The sequence below is a fragment of the Brevundimonas sp. SL130 genome (assembly GCF_026625805.1).
Taxonomy (GTDB): domain Bacteria; phylum Pseudomonadota; class Alphaproteobacteria; order Caulobacterales; family Caulobacteraceae; genus Brevundimonas.
Map to the genome: position 1 here is coordinate 3398802 of NZ_CP113064.1, position 16088 is coordinate 3414889.

The following is a 16088-nucleotide window of genomic DNA, read 5'->3' on the forward strand; positions in this document are numbered from 1 at the left end:
GGTCGTTTCTGGATTGGGCCTGTTCGTGATGCTGGAAGGGCGACGCCAGGCCGCCATGGCGCCCGCAGTAGCGCCCAAGGCTGCCGAAGTGGTCGCAGGAACAATGGCGCCGCCGCCTCTGTTCGTTCCTGTCGATCCAGCCCTCGACATCCCCCCCCCTCCGCCGCCAGAGCTTCCGCCTCAGCCGACGCCGGCGATCACGCCTGCCCCTTCCGCCCCTGCCCCACTCTTGCCGTCTGTTCCCGCGCCGGCGTCGAGTCCCGCCCCCGTTCCTTCAGTGCAGCCCGCCGCTTCCCCTGTCGTCCAGAGTGCGGCTTCCGAGGGCGATGGCGGCGGGCCGACCTTGGTCATCGACACGACGGCGGCCCCGCCGGCAGCGGTCTCGGCAGAGGGCGCCCCTGCCGCCAACGACAATCCGGCCATCCGCACGAGCCGGATCCGGCGGCCGTCCTCCACGGTGCTACAGGGTACGCTCATTCCGGCCGTCCTCGAGACAGCGCTTGACTCCTCTCGTCCAGGCCAGGTGCGCGCCATCGTCTCGCGCGACATCCCCAGCTTCGATGGCAGTCGCGTCCTGATTCCGCGGGGTTCTCGTCTGGTCGGCAACTACGAGGCCGATCTGACCGACGGTCAAAGCCGCGCCTTCGTCGAATGGACGAGACTGGTCCGCCCCGACGGCGTCTCCATCGCGCTCGGTTCGCCGGCTGCAGATCTGCAGGGGCGCGCCGGCGTCCCCGGCCGTGTAAACAGCCATTTCCTGGCGCGGTTCGGTTCGGCCCTGCTCCAGACCACCTTGAACCTGGGCGCCAGCGCGGCCGGCAGGAGCCTCGGCGGCGATTCCTCCGTCGTCGTCGCCCTTCCCGGCGCCACGCAGAACCTGGGCGCCTCGGCGTCCGCCAGCACGATAAGGCCGACCCTGCGCGTCGCGGCCGGCGCGCGGGTCTCGGTTTTCGTGGCGCGGGACCTGGAGTTTTCGTCCGGAACGCCGCGATGACCAGGCTCGCCCCCCAGGGACAGGTCTATCTGCACAGCTATCTGGCGCCCTTCGCCGACATCCTCGCGCGGACCGACGTCACCGACATCTATGTCAATCGTCCGGGCGAACTCTGGGCCGAAACCCTCGGCGGCGAGGTGGAGCATCACCCTGCCCCGACCTTGACGCGAGATGTGCTCGACCGCCTGGCGCGCCAGATCGCGGCCCTCGCCCACCAGGGCGTCAGCCGCGAACACCCGCTGCTGTCCGCCGCCCTGCCGAGCGGAGAGCGGGTCCAGTTCATCATTCCCCCCGCCACCCGCGGCGAGCCCGCCCTGGCCATCCGAAAACATGTCGGGTCGGATCTCCGGCTCGACGACTATGTGGCCGCCGGCGCCTTCGAGGATCTGGCGGCACGCTCAGCCCTCGGCGCCGCCCCGGACGATCAGGCGCGCCTTCGGGCCCTGCTGGACGCCGGAGATATGGCGGGCTTGCTCCGCTCCGCCGTGCTGGGGCGGCGCAACATCCTGATCTCGGGCGGCACATCGACAGGGAAGACGACCTTCCTCAACGCCCTGATCGCCGAAATTCCCCTGAACGAGCGGCTGATCTTCATCGAGGACACGCCCGAACTGAAGTTCCCGCACTGCAACGCCGTCGGTCTGCTGGCCGCGCGCAGCGTCCTGGGCGAATCCGGCCTGACGGCGGAGGACCTTCTGAACGCTTCCCTGCGGATGAGACCGGACCGGATTCTACTCGGCGAACTGCGGGGCCCCGAGGCCTTCACCTTTCTACGCTCCGTCAACACCGGTCATCCGGGCTCCATGACCACGGTGCACGCCGACAGCCCGGCGCGGGCGATTGAACAGATCGCCCTGCTGGTCTTGCAAGGCGGCGCGCGGTTGAGCCGGGAGGACGTCCTCCACTATGTGCGCTCCACAATCGACGTCTTCGTGCAACTGGATCGGCGCGGCGGGCGCAGGATCGTCTCAAACATCCAGCTTCGGGGCGATTGGCTGTGAACAGCGTCGGTCTAACTCACAGCAGGCTCGCTGATCTTCGTTGCCTAGCCACAGGCCAGAGGCGACTATCCAGCCGGCGTCGGCCAAGTCTCTTGAATTGAGCGGCGTCTTAGAATGACAGTCCTCCCCCCACCGCCCGAGACGAATGCGCTGTCGGTCGCCGCCCAGTGGATCGCCGACGTCCTGACCGGACCGGTAGCGACAAGCCTGGCGGTCATCTCGATCGCCGCCCTCGGCTACCTCATATTGAACGGACGCCTGGATCTTCGGCGTGGGCTGCGGATTGTCCTGGGGTGTTTCATCCTGTTTGGTGCGCCCACGATTGCGCTCGGTTTTAGAGACGCGACGCACAATCTAGAGCGCGAACGAGCGACGCCGCAGATGATGAGCCCAACCGTTCTGACGCCGCCTTCGCGAACGATGAATAGCTCGGCGGATCCCTATGCCGGCGCAGCGGTCCGAAGATAGAGAAGGAACTCGTTTCTAAGACCGCGAAAAAGTTGCGAATGTCTGCAACTCGCCCGCCAACAACTCATCCAGCAACTGCTTTTCGGCCGTCTCCTGACGACGTGACCCCGATGCTGGACCGATCTGACACACTCACCGCCTGCTTTTTGGGGACTGATGCGTGACAATCCATTTTCCACTATCTGCGATAAAGTCCCAGATTGAGTCCCACCGTTCCAGTTCCGCACCATCTTCAAAAACCGCCACTTCACCATTGCTGTCCAAAATGATCGGAAGGAGATCATCTTCGAAAATGAACGTGCCAGCAATGAAGTGGTCGGCGCTAGCAAAGGTAGGGTTTCCGAGGAGATTACCAAAGTCTAGCGATATTGGCTGACCAAGAGGGCTCGTCGGGTCGCGCTTTTCGGATGCTACCAAGCCCTTTAGAATCAGGGCTCCATCGAACAAGCGTGCTCCGTTCGCAGCACTCAGCCATTCTAGGGCATACTTGTTTGCCCTTGCCCCGTAGCGGCCCTCCACCTGTCGAAGACCGTCCGCATTCAACCCATCGTAGACTCTATGGCGGTAAGCTGCGGGTGCAATTTCAGGCCTGGGCATCCAAAGAAATCCGCCCTCCACCATAACAGGTTGGCCGTCAGCAGTACCGGACAGAAGGGTGGCAAGTTTTCGGTGCAAGGGCTTCATCGAGAGACTCTATACGTCCGTAATCAGGGTTGGTTATGACATCTATCGGATCGAACAAACTGATTACTTGGACCGCCGTATACGTTCCCGCAAGAATCTGCATCAACGCCGTTTGTGAGGGAGCCGCGGGAGGATGGGAAATAGTCCCTCCCGCTGAGCGATCAATCAAATCGCCGGATGTGGTGCCACGCGTGCCGCCCGTTGTTCGATGGACATCTGCGTGCTCAGCACGAGACAAGAATCTGATATTGTCAGGATTTCCAGCATCAGCTGTATGATTTTGAACGTCACGAATGTGGTGTCCATCAAAGCCACGCACCCGCCCCGTGGACAACAACTCCCGAGTTTGACTCTTTGTCCATTCTCGCGATCCTGCCCCCGTTTGCTGCACCAACTTTCGCTCCATAGCCCAAGCTTGTCGCACAGCAGCGCGACGGGCGGCATCCACAATGGCCCTACGGGCTAGTCGCTCTGCAAATTCTGTCAGCGGATTGCCACGCATACCCGTCGGATCGCTCTTACTCACCGGATCGTTTGCGACGTACGCATACAGATTGATCTGATCTTCGTATCCGATGGGATCGGTCTGGAGGAAGCGACCGAGGGTCGGGGAGTAGATGCGGGCCTTGTAGTGGTACATGGCCAGCTCCGGCAGCCAGGCCTGGCCGGTGTACTGGAACCGGCCGGTGTTGCCCGCGCCGGGGATGCCGTATTCGTCGTAGGTGTTGACGTTGGTCACCGCGCCCGAGGCGTTGGTCCGGGCCGTGATGGAGCCCTGGTGATCGGCGTAGAGGTACTGGGGCGCGGTCACACCTGATCCTTCGTACCAGACCAGAGGCGTGTCCGAGCCGTCGGCGTGGACGTAGCGCCGCAGCAGATTGCCCGAGCCGTCGTATTCCGCCGTCAGCTTGTCGCCGTCGTAGAGGTAGCGGGTGGCGGCCTGACTGTTGCTGGAGCTCTGGAACAGACGCCCCAGCGGATCCCACACCAGGGATGCGCCGTTGGGCCCGGCGATCAGCCGGTTCTCCACGTCATAGACGTAGGTCCCGCCCTGACCGTCAGCGGTCAGATTGCCGTTGGCGTCATAGGTGAAGCTGGCCTGGCCGGCCGAGGTGTACTGGTTCAGCCCGTTGACCGCATAGTTGCGGGTGACGTTGACGTGGTCGTTGAAGCGATAGGCTTCGTTCGACACCGTCCGGCTGGTCACCTGGCTGGCCGGGTTGTAGCCGAAGCCGGTCGTGACGTCGTAGCCGGTCCCGACCGGATCGTGGGTCAGGCTCGTCAGCCGCGACAGGCCGTCATAGCCGTAGGTCGTCGGCGAGCCCCAGCTCGCGCCGTTCAGCCGATAGAGGGCCGAAGCTCGCCCCAGGGCGTCATACTGCGGGTGCAGCAGTTGGTCCGAGCCGTTCATCACGGCCGTATGGATCCGCCCCAGGCCGTCGCGATTGTACTCGACCGACTGGCCGTCGGGGTAGAAGAGCCGGGTCCGCGCGCCGTTCAGATCGTAGAGATGGCTGAAGGTGCGGGTCACCCCGCCCATGTTCAGGCTAGAGGCGGTCATCCGCCCCAGGCCGTCCCAGCTATTGGTCACCCCCTCCCCGGTGGCGCTGTCGAACCGGGCGTAGAGCTGCAGCCCCCGCAGGTCATAGCCGTAGTAGACGTCCCGCGTCGCCGAGGCCGGCAGACCGCCGCCGTCCGGGATGATCTTGGACGTCATCCGATTCAGGGCGTCGTAGGTATACTCGATCACCCGGCCGTCGCGCTTCCTCAACGAGGTTCGGTTGCCGTTCGCGTCATAGCCGTAGGCTTCGTAGTCCGTCGTGCTGACCTGGCCCGGCGTCGTGGTCGAGGGGAAGTTCCAGGCCACCTGACGATCAAAGCCGTCATAGGTCATCGACGCCTTATTGCCGTTGGCGTCCGTTACCGAGGTCGGCTTGCCGTTCAGAGAATAGGTGTAAGCCGCATAGACCTGCTCCAGCGACGTGCCGACGGCGCGGCGCACCTCCAACACTTGCCCCGCCGCGTCATAGACATTGCGTTCGATCCGGTCCGGCCCTTGGCTGCCTTCCGCCCCAAGCGTACAGGCCGAGGCTGGCAAGCTTCCAAACGCCGCCGGGTTCATCCGAACCGCGGTGCAGGTCGGGCGGCCGACGGCGTCGTAGGCGCGCTGCTGCACGCTCACGATCGTTTCGGCCCGGGCGTTCGTGCCGCCCGTCCCAACAATACCGATCGAGCCCGCAAATAGGGCAAGGAGGAAGGCGGGAGAGCACCTCATGGCAGCACGTCCTCCACCTTCATCAAACGACCCGTGGCAGGGTCATAGGTCATCCTCTTGAAGCGGCTGAGGACAAAATCCGACGCGTCGGCGCTCTGGGCTGTTCCGGTTTCGATACGGATAGGCTTGCCGTCCAGGTTATAGACGTTTCGTTCGACCGTTCGAGGCAGCGGCCCCGCGCCGTCAGGATCCGGCGAGATCGTCGCAACCAGTTCGCGATAGGCATTGTAGACGAAATAGGTGGTGTCTGCAGTTCCCGGCAACGGACCGTCAGTCGCCACCAAATTGCCGACCGCATCGTAAGTCGTTCCCGTCGTGACCGGAGCGACAGAGTTGTCGCCGACAGCCGTCGTCTCCGTAATGGGAAGAAGGTTGTCGTTGTAAGTATAGGTCTTGATCGTCTCGTCTGCCGAACCGGCGCAACTCGCCTGGGTCCGGCACTGCGACACGGAGGCCAGCTTCCAGATCGGTCGCCCCGTGGGGACCAATTGCCCCGAAGCATTGAGAATCCGGGCTTCAAGCTGCTGATAACTATAACGGGTCTGCGGTCGCACCCCGTCCGGGCCAGCGGGTCCAGTCACCGTCTCTACCATGCCACTTGGGCCGTGGTAGCTGTAATCCGTTCGCCCGCCTCTCGCGTCGATCGTGTAGATTGGCTTGTTACAGACCTTCATCGTCGTCTCGGAGCAGTCGCTCGGATACGACGCCTGGAAGGTCACCCGCGCCGTGCCCCCACCCGCCTTGGGCGTCTCCGTCACCTTGGACAGATTGTTGCGCACATACTCGTAATCAGCCCGGTTCCCCTCCGGATAAACCACACTCAGGATCTTTCCCGTCTCCGTGGGAGCATAGTCCTCATATTTCGTACCGTTCCAAACCTCCATCACATACTGGGTCAAACGCCCAAGCCGGTCCGTGACATTGATGTGCCCCGGATCTCCGGACACCGTCAAAACGCCGCCGTTAGGATCTATCGACTTGGAGTTGACGTCAGTGCAATACCAATGCTCGCCCCCTCCCACCCATTTTGCTGTGTGAGAATAGGTCCAGACGCCGGCCTGATTGTTCAGTGTCCGCGTCCGCATTCCATGCAGTCCACCACAGTAGGCGGAAAAGATCGAGCCGGTCATAGCCGCCGGAACAGCCCCAATGAGTTCCTGCGTCAAATTGATAACGACCCCTTCGGCACTCGTGACGCTGACGTTACGCGCTTCCGCAAAGCTTCCATTTCCTTGAGTCTGCAAAACACCGATTGCATCAACTCGACTCAAGATCTCGATACCAGCACAACTTGCCGCGCCGGTCGGGCAGTAAGACGAACTCAGATTCAGCAATGGATGCGTGTTCGAAGGCGAATATTGCCATCTATAGCCGTAACTTGACCAAACACCCGTATCATCATAGATTAATTCTGCACCATCAGGACTCACGATTGATTCCAGCCATGCATATGTCTTGGGCTCAGCATTTGTCCACCCCCCAACATTGAAGTTTGGTACTTTTTTAAATCTCCAAAGCGTTCCGTCAGATCTATAAACAACTATATATTCTTCACCATCAACAACAAGAGATCCATCTCTAAGCACATGAGACGCATACGGGTTAAACGGGTCAACTTGAAATACAATAATTTCATGGCCAAGCCTATACGATCTATATTCCCCGCCGCAGCTATAACCGTTATTACTGCCTGGACTTTCGCTTATAAACGGGCAAAATCGATCAACTCGGGAAAATCTTGGCGTACTCCTGTCAGAGGATCTGGTCAGAGGGTTAATCGTGACCTGCAAGACCGTCGCGTCTTTAGGTCCGATAGCCCTATGACTGCTGCGTACGGGATACTCTCCAGACCGCAAATCGACCCCAACCTCGTCACGCGTCTGAATCCTAGGCGCCTCAGGGAAACCCGCAAACGGATCTTGCGCCAAGGCAGAGGAACTCATGAACAAGGCGCCAACGGCGCCGATCATGATTCCCACGAAAATCCGCCCCAGATCAAAATCTCTCCCCATGGCGCCAGAATGCCCGACACCATGGCACGTCACGTCACCGCGAAACCAGCAATTCGCGGCGGATGATCTCCGAGAAGAACGAGCCCGAACCCACATCATATTTCTGAACTCGAAGCCATGATGGACAAAATACATTGTTCACATATTTCACTATTAAGAACGAACATTCCGCGTTGATTTAATCAACCACACATATTTCCTGCCCAGGTGGCGGAACACAGGGCTCGAGTCCGTAATAGTTGTTGTCGTTGTCGACCGTGATGTTGACCGTTCGACTGGACAGCTGAACCCCACCCCCCGGTTGAGACTGGTTCCAAACGACCATGTTCATCGTCCCCGTCTTGCGGCCCTCGACTGTACTCGCCTCTACCGTATAACGGATCTTGTTTCCGTTCGTGACGGACACATCCACATACTGATAGTTCGAGGTGTCGCGGGGGTCGAAGGTCCCCTGATAGACCCAACCCGATCCAGCGTCGCGATAGACGTGGACATAGATCTCGTCGAGATTGCCGCTGTAGTTGTAGCGCTCGACCCTGAGCACGATGGGCTGGTTGATGCCGGTGACCGTCTGCGACGGACCGAAGGACACGGTGGGATCATTGGTCACGGCGGTCTGATCCGTGAAGCTGCTGAAGGCGTCCGGCGTATAATCGGCCGCCGCCACCGCTGCGGTCTGGCCTACGGTGAAGGTGTCGACGGCCTGGCCTGTCGTGATGTTCTGGACCGTGACCGTATAGCTGCCCGACCGCTGAGCGCCGTCGGCCGACACCGCCCGCGCCACGAACTGCACGTTTTCGCCTGGCGCAAACTGACCGCCCGCCCAAGACCCGTTGCCCAGATTGGTCGAATGATACCTCATCGACCCATTGACCCACATCTCAAGGCGCGAGCCGGCTGACAAAGTGCCGCTCAGCCCGCTGATCGTACCCCGCAGATCAATATTGCTGTTGACGCCGCTAAGCGCGAGGCCGTTTCCACCCGTAGCCAAGTTGGTCGATGAGGAGCTTTCGGAGATGTTCGTCCAGTTCAGCGCATCCAGTGTGTAGTCCGCTGCCGTCGTGACCTGGAAGGTGTCCGTCACTCCGCCGACGTTGAGGGTCGCCGTCTGGCTGGCGCCTGCCGCCGTCGGCGCCTGCACCCTGATCTGGATCGTCTGGCCGTTCGTGATTGTTCCGGCTGAAGACGTCCAGGTCCCACCGTTGATCCGGTACTGACCGCCGGCGATCGAGACCGCAGCGGCCGCGTTGATTCCGGAGACGGTCACCGTCGCCGAGGACGACCAGGCGCCTGCCGCGCCAGAGACAGCCGCTCCGAGGTCGTAGGCGTTAGGCGTGGTGTCCGGCAGAGGAACAGCCGCGGTCTGGTTTACGGTGAAGGTATCGACGGTCTGGCCTGTCGTGATGTTCTGGACCGTGACCGTATAACTGCCCGACCGCTGAGCGCCGTCAGCCGACACAGCCCGCACAACGAACTGGACGTTCTCGCCCGGCGCAAACTGCCCGCCTGCCCAAGAGCCGTTGCCCAGATTGGTCGAATGATACCTCATCGACCCATTGACCCACATCTCAAGGCGCGAGCCGGCTGACAAAGTGCCGCTCAGCCCGCTGATCGTGCCCCGCAGATCAATATTGCTGTTGACGCCACTGAGCGCGAGCCCATTGCCGCCCGTCGCCAAATTGGTCGATGAGGAGCTTTCAGAGATGTTCGTCCAGTTCAGCGCGTCCAGGGTATAGTCTGCGGCCGTCGTGACCTGGAAGGTGTCCGTCACTCCGCCGACATTCAGCGTAGCCGTTTGGCTGGCCCCGCCTGTTGTCGGCGCCTGGACCTGAACCTGGATCGTCTGACCGTTCGTGATCGTTCCGCTGGACGATGTCCAGGCTCCGCCGTTGATCCGGTACTGCCCGCCAGAGATCGACACCGGCGTCGCAGCGTTGATCCCAGCGACCGTCACAGTGTTGGAGGTTGACCAGGCGCCCGAGGCCCCGGTCAGCGGGCCGCCGAGGTCATAGGCGTCCGGCGTCGTATCAGCGACGTTGTAGTTGTTGTCGGCGTCGACTGTGACGCTGACATTGCGTTCGCTCCACTTCACCCCGGAACCGTCCATGCGCCAAACGGTCATGTTCCACGAACCTGATCGGCGACCTGCGGCGGAAATGCCATGGGCGAAGTACTTTACACGGTAACCGTTCTGAACGGTCACATCCTTGTATTGGTAATCGCTTCCTCGAACCTGATAATATCCACTATCGACCATGGTCCCGGCAGCATCGAAGACCTGATAATCGATGTAGGCTGCGTCCAGATCGCCGCTGTAGTTGTAGCGCTCGATCCGCAGAACGAGAGGCTGGTTGATGCCCGTGACCAAGCTCTCGGTGCCGATCCAGCCGACATCGGGGTCGTTCGAGTTGATCGTAATGTCCTGGAAGGTGGCGGCATCCGGCGTGGTATCGGCAGCCGCAGTCGTGACCTGGAAGGTGTCGGTCACGCCGCCGACGTTGAGCGTCGCCGTCTGGCTCGCTCCAGCCGTCGCTGAAGCTTGCACCTGCACCTGGATCGTTTGGGCCGCCGTGACGGTTCCGCTCGCTGTGGTCCACGCCCCGCCGTTGATCCGGTACTGGCCGCCGCTGATCGACACCGGCGCCGCCGCATCTATGCCCGCGATCGTCACCGTGTTCGAGCTCGACCAGGCGCCCGCCGCCGCCGTGACCGGCCCGCCGAGGTCATAGGCGTTCGGCGTCGTGTCCGCCGCCGCCGCCGTCGTGACCTGGAAGGTGTCGGTCACGCCCGCAATGTTCAGAGTGGCCGTCTGACTGGCTCCGGCCGTCGCCGGCGCCTGGACCCGCACCTGGACTGACTGTCCGGCGCTGACCGTCCCCGCCGCCGTTTGCCAGGATCCGCCGTTGATGCGGTATTCGCCGCCCGTAACGGAAATCGCCGCCGCACCGGTGAAGCCCGAGACGACCGGCGAAGCGCTCAAGACCCAAGCCCCTGCCGTCGCGCCCGTCACGGGCGATCCGAGATCAAAGGCCGCGGGCGCCGTCTGAGCGCCTGCAACAACCACCTGGCTTCTGTTGCCGGCGGCGTCATAGGCATAGGTCACCGTCGCCCCACCCGCGTTGGTCACCGTCTTCAGACGGCCCAGGGCGTCGTAGGTATAGGTCGTGGACACCTGCGCCTGCCCCACGCCCGCACAGAGCACAGAGGCCGAAAGCCCCATCGCGGACGCGACAAACACACCCCGACCCACATAGCGCATTGAACGTCCCCCTACGTAGCTTCACCTACCCACGATTGAGAAACGCCGCAATGCAGAAATGACAGGCAGCCGAAAGATTCAGCGAGCCCAAGCTCGCATTTGCGCAACAAGCAGGATGTGAGAATAAGACGGGAAGCGCGCTACGAAGCGACGCGGCGGCTGTCCGAGTAAAGTGCAACCGTGGAGAGGCGCGCGCCGACGTTCGCTCAGCCCGTCCTCTGCTCGCGACAACAAGATCCTATCGCTCGCCACCAACGAGCGTACCATTCCCGGCGGCATTTTTCTAGGAAGCATGCCCCAGCGTTCAGGGCGGCGAGCAGCATCCCAAAGAGCATCATTGCGATGGTCCTATCGGCAGCAGAAGACCGACCGCCCAGGCTATATGCCGGACTACCTCCATGGTGCCTCTCCCGCAGGCGCCCGAGCCGCCGCCCTGCCGAAACAGCCATCCTCAAATGACGCTATCGCCCTTGGCTGCAGCGCAGTGACCATTTCCGAAAGGGCCTCCCGCGGCCAGAAGCCCGACTCGTGCCGATGCCATCCGGCCTTTGACAACCGGCTCGCCGTCGCATTTGGATTTCGGCCCGTAATGGCCGCCAGTTCCGAAACGCTTATATACTCCTTGCAGAATCGCTCCGCCGATTCAGCATCAATCCCAGACTGATTATCATCTTGGCGTCGCTGCAAATAGCCAGCCTCCAGCAATCGAGCGATATCAGCCGGAAAGCAGTTCAGAAGACTTTCTGTTTCGCCCCAAGAGAGTATGATGGGTCGATAAGCGCCAAAGTCCTCTGCTCCCCATACCTGCAGGCCGCGCTCCTGGCAAAGCCTGCCTGTCAGCGCCAATGCATCATCTGGATGGATACAGAGTCTTTGGAAATGCAGCACGTCAGACCCACCTCGCCCCAAAGCGTGCTTGAAACGGCCGTCGGCCACCGCGCTCAAGAATCCCGCCCAAGGCTTGTAGCCGCCTCCCAAGCGGCGGAACACTTGAACAACCGGCAACCACTTATCGCCGCTGCCGGCGCCCACACAAGCCAGCTGGACCATTCTCTCAAGACCAGCAAGGCTTGCGGCGCTCAACTGAAGCCCCGGAAAGAGATCAGGCGCTGAGGCCGCAACGTAAGGCTCGATAATCCGCGCGGCGAGAAGCTGCCGCACATCGACATTGCTCAACCCCACCCGACGCCCCCAATTCCACGCCGAGACCCTGCTTCGCAAAACCGTATCAAGCCGCGCGACATCGTCCTCGGAGAACCAATCGTGTACGCGCTCAACGCCACGCCCCTTCCGTTCTCCCAACACCCCGCCGTCGATCAGCGTTCGCAGCTGGGAGCGCTCAATCTTGAGACGCGCCGCCACTTGAGTGGCGGTCATCTGCTTCTGCTTTTCGCGGAGAGACTTGAGATGGAGAATTCCGTAGAAGAGCGGCTCAGGTCCCATAAGACGCCGGAGCGCTCGATTCACGTCGAAACAATGAGATTTTGCGGCCTTTCTTATCCGACCAAAGAACGGATGCGCAGGCAAGTTTTGATCGACATTACGCAGCGCATCAATTGAGTCTGGCGCGTCTTTTACGATCTGGAGCCCCAGACGCAGACACTTATACTCCTGATCTGGACTACGCCCGATCTTTGGTTCCATCGCGGCGCCCGTCGCCGTTAGCAGGGTTGCGAGCTGCTCAACTGAAAGAAAGCTCATCCAGCTGGGAATAAAATCACCTGTGCCTCTGCCCTCCAACAGGCGCGAGAGGACCACCAGATCCTCCCGCTCTGCCTGAGGGGCCGATGGAAGCTCCGCGCGGCTAAGATCGTACAGGCAAGTCTCGCACCGATCGATCGCATTAGTCGCCCAAGTCAGTTTCGACTGACATCTTGGGCAGGTTTCGATGACGGCGCCCCAGGTCTCGGGGCAAAACGGGAGCGGTCGCAACTGCCAAGTAGTTCGATGATAAGGAGCTTGCCGGAGCGCCGCCGGCGCGACCCTGCGCCAGCTCCAGCTCCGAATCCTGGGAGAGTACCGCGCGCTGTGGCCGCGGTCGAACAGCACCTGCACCTTCGCGGCGTCCAGGCCGAGCTCGTTAACGATCTCAGCGACAGCTGCCTCAGAGATGCTCACCGGCGGCCAGCGCACCCCCGCCGGCAGGAAGGTGCGCGGGCTGTGTAGGATGTTCTGTTTAGCCACGCGGCACAGATATCCAGCCAGACTTTCTCCCTCTTCCAACACAGGTTGGACGACTAGTTTGCGACGAGACGGCACGAATAACAAAGGGTTCATCTGCAAATCTCGGCAAACGGGTTGCGGCCTACAAACCCCTGCGGCAAGGCCCAGCGCTCGGTCGCCAGATGAAAGTCTTCGAGCTGGATCGCCTCATGGCCGCGCCTAAGCGCGATCTCCAGGGCAGACTCGGTGAGGCGAGACACGCGACCGATTACGCCATCCGCGACTGTATGCAGAGCGCTCAGAAAATCTGGATCGAACAGTCCTGAAGACGTGCTTATCAGTTTTTGTCGGACAATCTCAGCGTCCAACCTTTCCCAATACCCGCGAAGCAGCCTCTGATCGCCGTCGAGAGTCGATCGCAGGCGAGGAAAGTCACAGGGCTGAAGGAGCCGAGCGTTAAATTGAAGGTTTCGGGCGAACATCTCGCCGGCTTCTTCGGTGCCCAGAAACACGATCGGTATCGCTCCGAGATCCAGAAGACTTTTGAGGCTGTCAGTCACGTCTCCGGAACCAGCCGCCATGTGCTGCACTTCATCGATGAACAGTAGCTCGCAGCCCATCTGCTCGAAAAATCCGAGCGCCCTGTATTTCAGGGTGATCTCGTCCGATCGTCCCAGGCAGCTGTCGCCAAATTTATGGAGGATCGATGTGTAAAACTTCTTCACCGTTGTAGCGCGGTCGAGCGAAACATGCATGACGCGTCTACGCTCTGGTTCAGAGCGATCACGCAACTCGACGTCGCGGATAAAAGCTTGGGCCGCTGTCGTCTTCCCGGAACCCGAAGGCGCCAAAACACGCATTCCACGCTGAGGCTGCCCCTTCGTGGCCCGTCCCAGTTCCATCAGGTAATCGCACCGGGAATGAAATTCGACGTGCAGCGGATAGGGAACAAAGATCGTCCGGAACTGCGCAATTCGTTCTGCGACCATTCGGTTTGTTGCACCCGAGGTGCTTTCTCGCGCCAACGGCGATCGGACTGAATGGAACTTGAGCGTGGACATCATTCAAACCCTTTCCAGTCCAAACCGGTAGCGCCGGGGCCGAATTCCTCTAGGGTTACCGGCATGGCTTTGGTGGCCGTTGGCTGCCGACGTCGGGTAGATGACTTGGCCTTTTTACGGGGCGCCGGTCGCGACGATGCCAGACCGGCGTCGGTTCGAGACGAGGCAAGGCAGATTTGATCGATGACCGGAGCCAAACCGTCGTGGCGAGAGGTCGCGAAGCGCATCTCGACGACGCCTTCCATCGATGTTTGAACCGGCGCTTTTTTGATCCGAGCAACGGCGCTACGCCGACGAAGAGTAATATCAGGGAATAGCCGATCGACCTTAGCCGCAAGTTTTGCTCGTGCCTGAAGTCGATCTTGTTGGGTCGTGAAGGCTAGATCCGCCGCCCTGGCCCATTCCTTAAGCTTGTTGTGATGCCATAAAGACATGCCTTGGGCGTATTCAGGATCGCAGCAAGGAAGCGTATAGTAACGGCGCTCGAGGTGGTGCCACACGTGCACCTCTGCGATATTGGCGGGATTGTATTTGACTTTGACCTTGCAAGTCATCGATCCTGAGCGGCGCTGACCTCGAACTGGAGCCGATCCCACGAGATCGTTCAGGAGCTTCTGCACCGTCGCAGCACAGCGATACTGGAGACCGTGGATTTCGATGCCTGACCGGCTGAGCCGGCGCCCCTCCGCGACGGCGCCCAACATCTTGTCAAGCTGACGCAAATCGCTGTGGACGGGAATTCCGTACCGTTGGGCATCTTTCTGCCAGACGGCTGCTGGGGCGGCGCCCAGCGTGGAATGGCGCTCGAGATGATACAGCCGGATCGCATCCCAGATTAGGTCTTCAATCTGCTCGACGGTCAGCACGGCCCTGGCAGCCGGGTCATACCCCAGTTCCCTGAGCGTATGGATTGGGAGCCTCGCGCCAGGAAGCTGGTGAATCAGGAGCTGATTGAGCGTGCGGAAGAAGCGCTCGACGATGGCCTTGTGCTCCGGCGTAGCCACCGGTGCTAGGCGCAGCGTCGTCCCAATGTCCGAGAGTGCGTCCTCAAAGGATAGACCGGCGAACTCCTTGCCGTTGTCGACCACGATCTCGTCGAAACGACCAAATACTTCGACCAGGTTCCGGGCTGGGCCGGTCTCCTCTTTGAAGCGGACCTTGGGCGTACCCGCGCGACGAAGGCACTCCATTACGGAGTAGATCGAGGGCGGCTCGAAACTCAGCACGAACCCAACCACGCAGCGCGATCTGACATCGATCAACAGCGTCAGCCACGGGCTGCCAATGGGCAGCATCCAATCCCCATCCAACACCGCGACCGCGTCCAGGCGCGTATGGTCCATACATCCTAGCTGAAGCGATCGCCGAGCGGTCATGGAGCCTGCGATCGCCTTCATCTGGCTTCGGCCCTTCTTCTTCCCGGATTTGAGCATGCTGTTTTCCAGCGTACGGGTCTTCTGGATCTGTCTCCGAAAGGTCTCGAAACTGGGCGTTCTCACAGGCTCCCTACCCGCGAGTTCACGCCAACGGCTCAAGCGCATCACACGTACGGCGCACTGCGCATAAGCCGTCACCATGGTCTTGGAAGGATCACGCCAATACCTCTGCACCCAGCGATCAATCAGCGCCTGGGCCTCCGGAGCTAAGCGTTTCGACCGAGGCACGCGTCCCGTCAGAGACATCACATCCCGAAGCTTGCGATCACCTGGAACGCCCCTCCCCATCCAGCGAATGACCGTGCGCGGTGAGGGCGGCGCTCCAAACTCTTCAGCTAGTCGCCCTTCTCGCCAGATCCGGGCAACAGCCACGCCAATGGTGTTTTCAGATCCATTATGCAGCCCGCGGCAATCCAACTCGCGTAAAACCAAAAGCCGCAGTCGTGCCCTGGGATCCAGCCTACGGATGGTCTCGGGGTCATATTCTCGCTCCGTCTCAAGCCGCCGGGCTACATAGGCGCCCGGGTGGCGGCGACGAACCAGGCGACCTGCGGCGTAAGCCTCGATTACCCAGGGCATATCCGGCGTTCGACAACCATCGTCGTCTTCAACCTGAACCGGCTTAAGGCTCTCCTCGTGCAGGAACAGGAGAAAATCGCTTGTCAAAGCCTGATCGAAGACAATCGGCGCCCCATCCAAAAGCCAGCGCTCACCCTTTCTGAAATCGATCCCCAC

At 61.1% G+C, this 16088-nt stretch carries 10 protein-coding genes; 3 read left to right on the top strand and 7 right to left on the bottom strand.

Annotation, left to right across the window (positions count from 1 at the left end; all coding sequences use genetic code 11):
• Positions 1–343 precede the first annotated feature (343 nt).
• The 3 genes from OU998_RS16480 (at position 344) to OU998_RS16490 (ending at position 2463) form a co-directional block, all read left to right on the top strand.
• Complete coding sequence (locus OU998_RS16480; protein WP_267514729.1) at positions 344–994, top strand: TrbI/VirB10 family protein; 651 nt, start codon at positions 344–346, stop codon at positions 992–994.
• Positions 991–1995 carry a P-type DNA transfer ATPase VirB11 gene (gene virB11, locus OU998_RS16485; RefSeq protein ID WP_267514730.1) on the top strand — a complete coding sequence of 335 codons (1005 nt, stop codon included), beginning with the start codon at positions 991–993 and terminating at the stop codon, positions 1993–1995. Before OU998_RS16480 ends, virB11 begins: the two co-directional genes overlap by 4 nt.
• Positions 1996–2109: 114 nt before the next feature.
• Positions 2110–2463, top strand: coding sequence for a TrbC/VirB2 family protein (locus OU998_RS16490; protein ID WP_267514731.1), 354 nt, complete (start codon positions 2110–2112; stop codon positions 2461–2463).
• Between the two features lie 132 nt (positions 2464–2595).
• Here OU998_RS16490 and OU998_RS16495 read toward each other — a convergent pair whose 3' ends face one another.
• The 7 genes from OU998_RS16495 to OU998_RS16525 all read right to left on the bottom strand — a co-directional run bounded on the left by OU998_RS16495 (position 2596) and on the right by OU998_RS16525 (position 16088).
• Positions 2596–3147: a hypothetical protein gene (locus tag OU998_RS16495; protein ID WP_267514732.1), complete on the bottom strand. Its 552-nt coding sequence runs from the start codon at positions 3145–3147 to the stop codon at positions 2596–2598.
• The gene (locus OU998_RS16500) at positions 3098–5323 is read right to left on the bottom strand and encodes an RHS repeat-associated core domain-containing protein (protein ID WP_267514733.1); all 2226 of its coding nucleotides are present in this window, start codon (positions 5321–5323) and stop codon (positions 3098–3100) included. The genes OU998_RS16495 and OU998_RS16500 overlap by 50 nt, the downstream gene beginning before the upstream one ends.
• Positions 5324–5418: 95 nt before the next feature.
• Entirely contained in the window at positions 5419–6852 is a 1434-nt protein-coding gene (locus OU998_RS16505; RefSeq protein WP_267514734.1) for a hypothetical protein, read from the bottom strand.
• Positions 6853–7612: 760 nt separating this feature from the next.
• On the bottom strand, positions 7613–10693 hold the full coding sequence (locus OU998_RS16510) for a beta strand repeat-containing protein (RefSeq protein WP_267514735.1): 3081 nt from the start codon (positions 10691–10693) through the stop codon (positions 7613–7615).
• A gap of 390 nt (positions 10694–11083) precedes the next feature.
• Positions 11084–12451, bottom strand: a complete 1368-nt coding sequence (locus OU998_RS16515) for a hypothetical protein (protein ID WP_267514736.1) — start codon at positions 12449–12451, stop codon at positions 11084–11086.
• A 515-nt stretch (positions 12452–12966) separates the two neighbouring features.
• Positions 12967–13920 carry a TniB family NTP-binding protein gene (locus tag OU998_RS16520; protein ID WP_267514737.1) on the bottom strand — a complete coding sequence of 318 codons (954 nt, stop codon included), beginning with the start codon at positions 13918–13920 and terminating at the stop codon, positions 12967–12969.
• Positions 13917–16088, bottom strand: a complete 2172-nt coding sequence (locus tag OU998_RS16525) for a Mu transposase C-terminal domain-containing protein (RefSeq protein WP_267514738.1) — start codon at positions 16086–16088, stop codon at positions 13917–13919. Before OU998_RS16525 ends, OU998_RS16520 begins: the two co-directional genes overlap by 4 nt.

Excerpts from the sequence above, each read along its gene's own strand:
- virB11 (WP_267514730.1), top strand. The coding sequence starts at position 991 with ATGACCAGGCTCGCCCCCCAGGGACAGGTCTATCTGCACAGCTATCTG.
- OU998_RS16490 (WP_267514731.1), top strand. The coding sequence starts at position 2,110 with ATGACAGTCCTCCCCCCACCGCCCGAGACGAATGCGCTGTCGGTCGCC.
- OU998_RS16495 (WP_267514732.1), bottom strand. The coding sequence starts at position 3,147 with ATGAAGCCCTTGCACCGAAAACTTGCCACCCTTCTGTCCGGTACTGCT.
- OU998_RS16510 (WP_267514735.1), bottom strand. The coding sequence starts at position 10,693 with ATGCGCTATGTGGGTCGGGGTGTGTTTGTCGCGTCCGCGATGGGGCTT.
- OU998_RS16520 (WP_267514737.1), bottom strand. The coding sequence starts at position 13,920 with ATGATGTCCACGCTCAAGTTCCATTCAGTCCGATCGCCGTTGGCGCGA.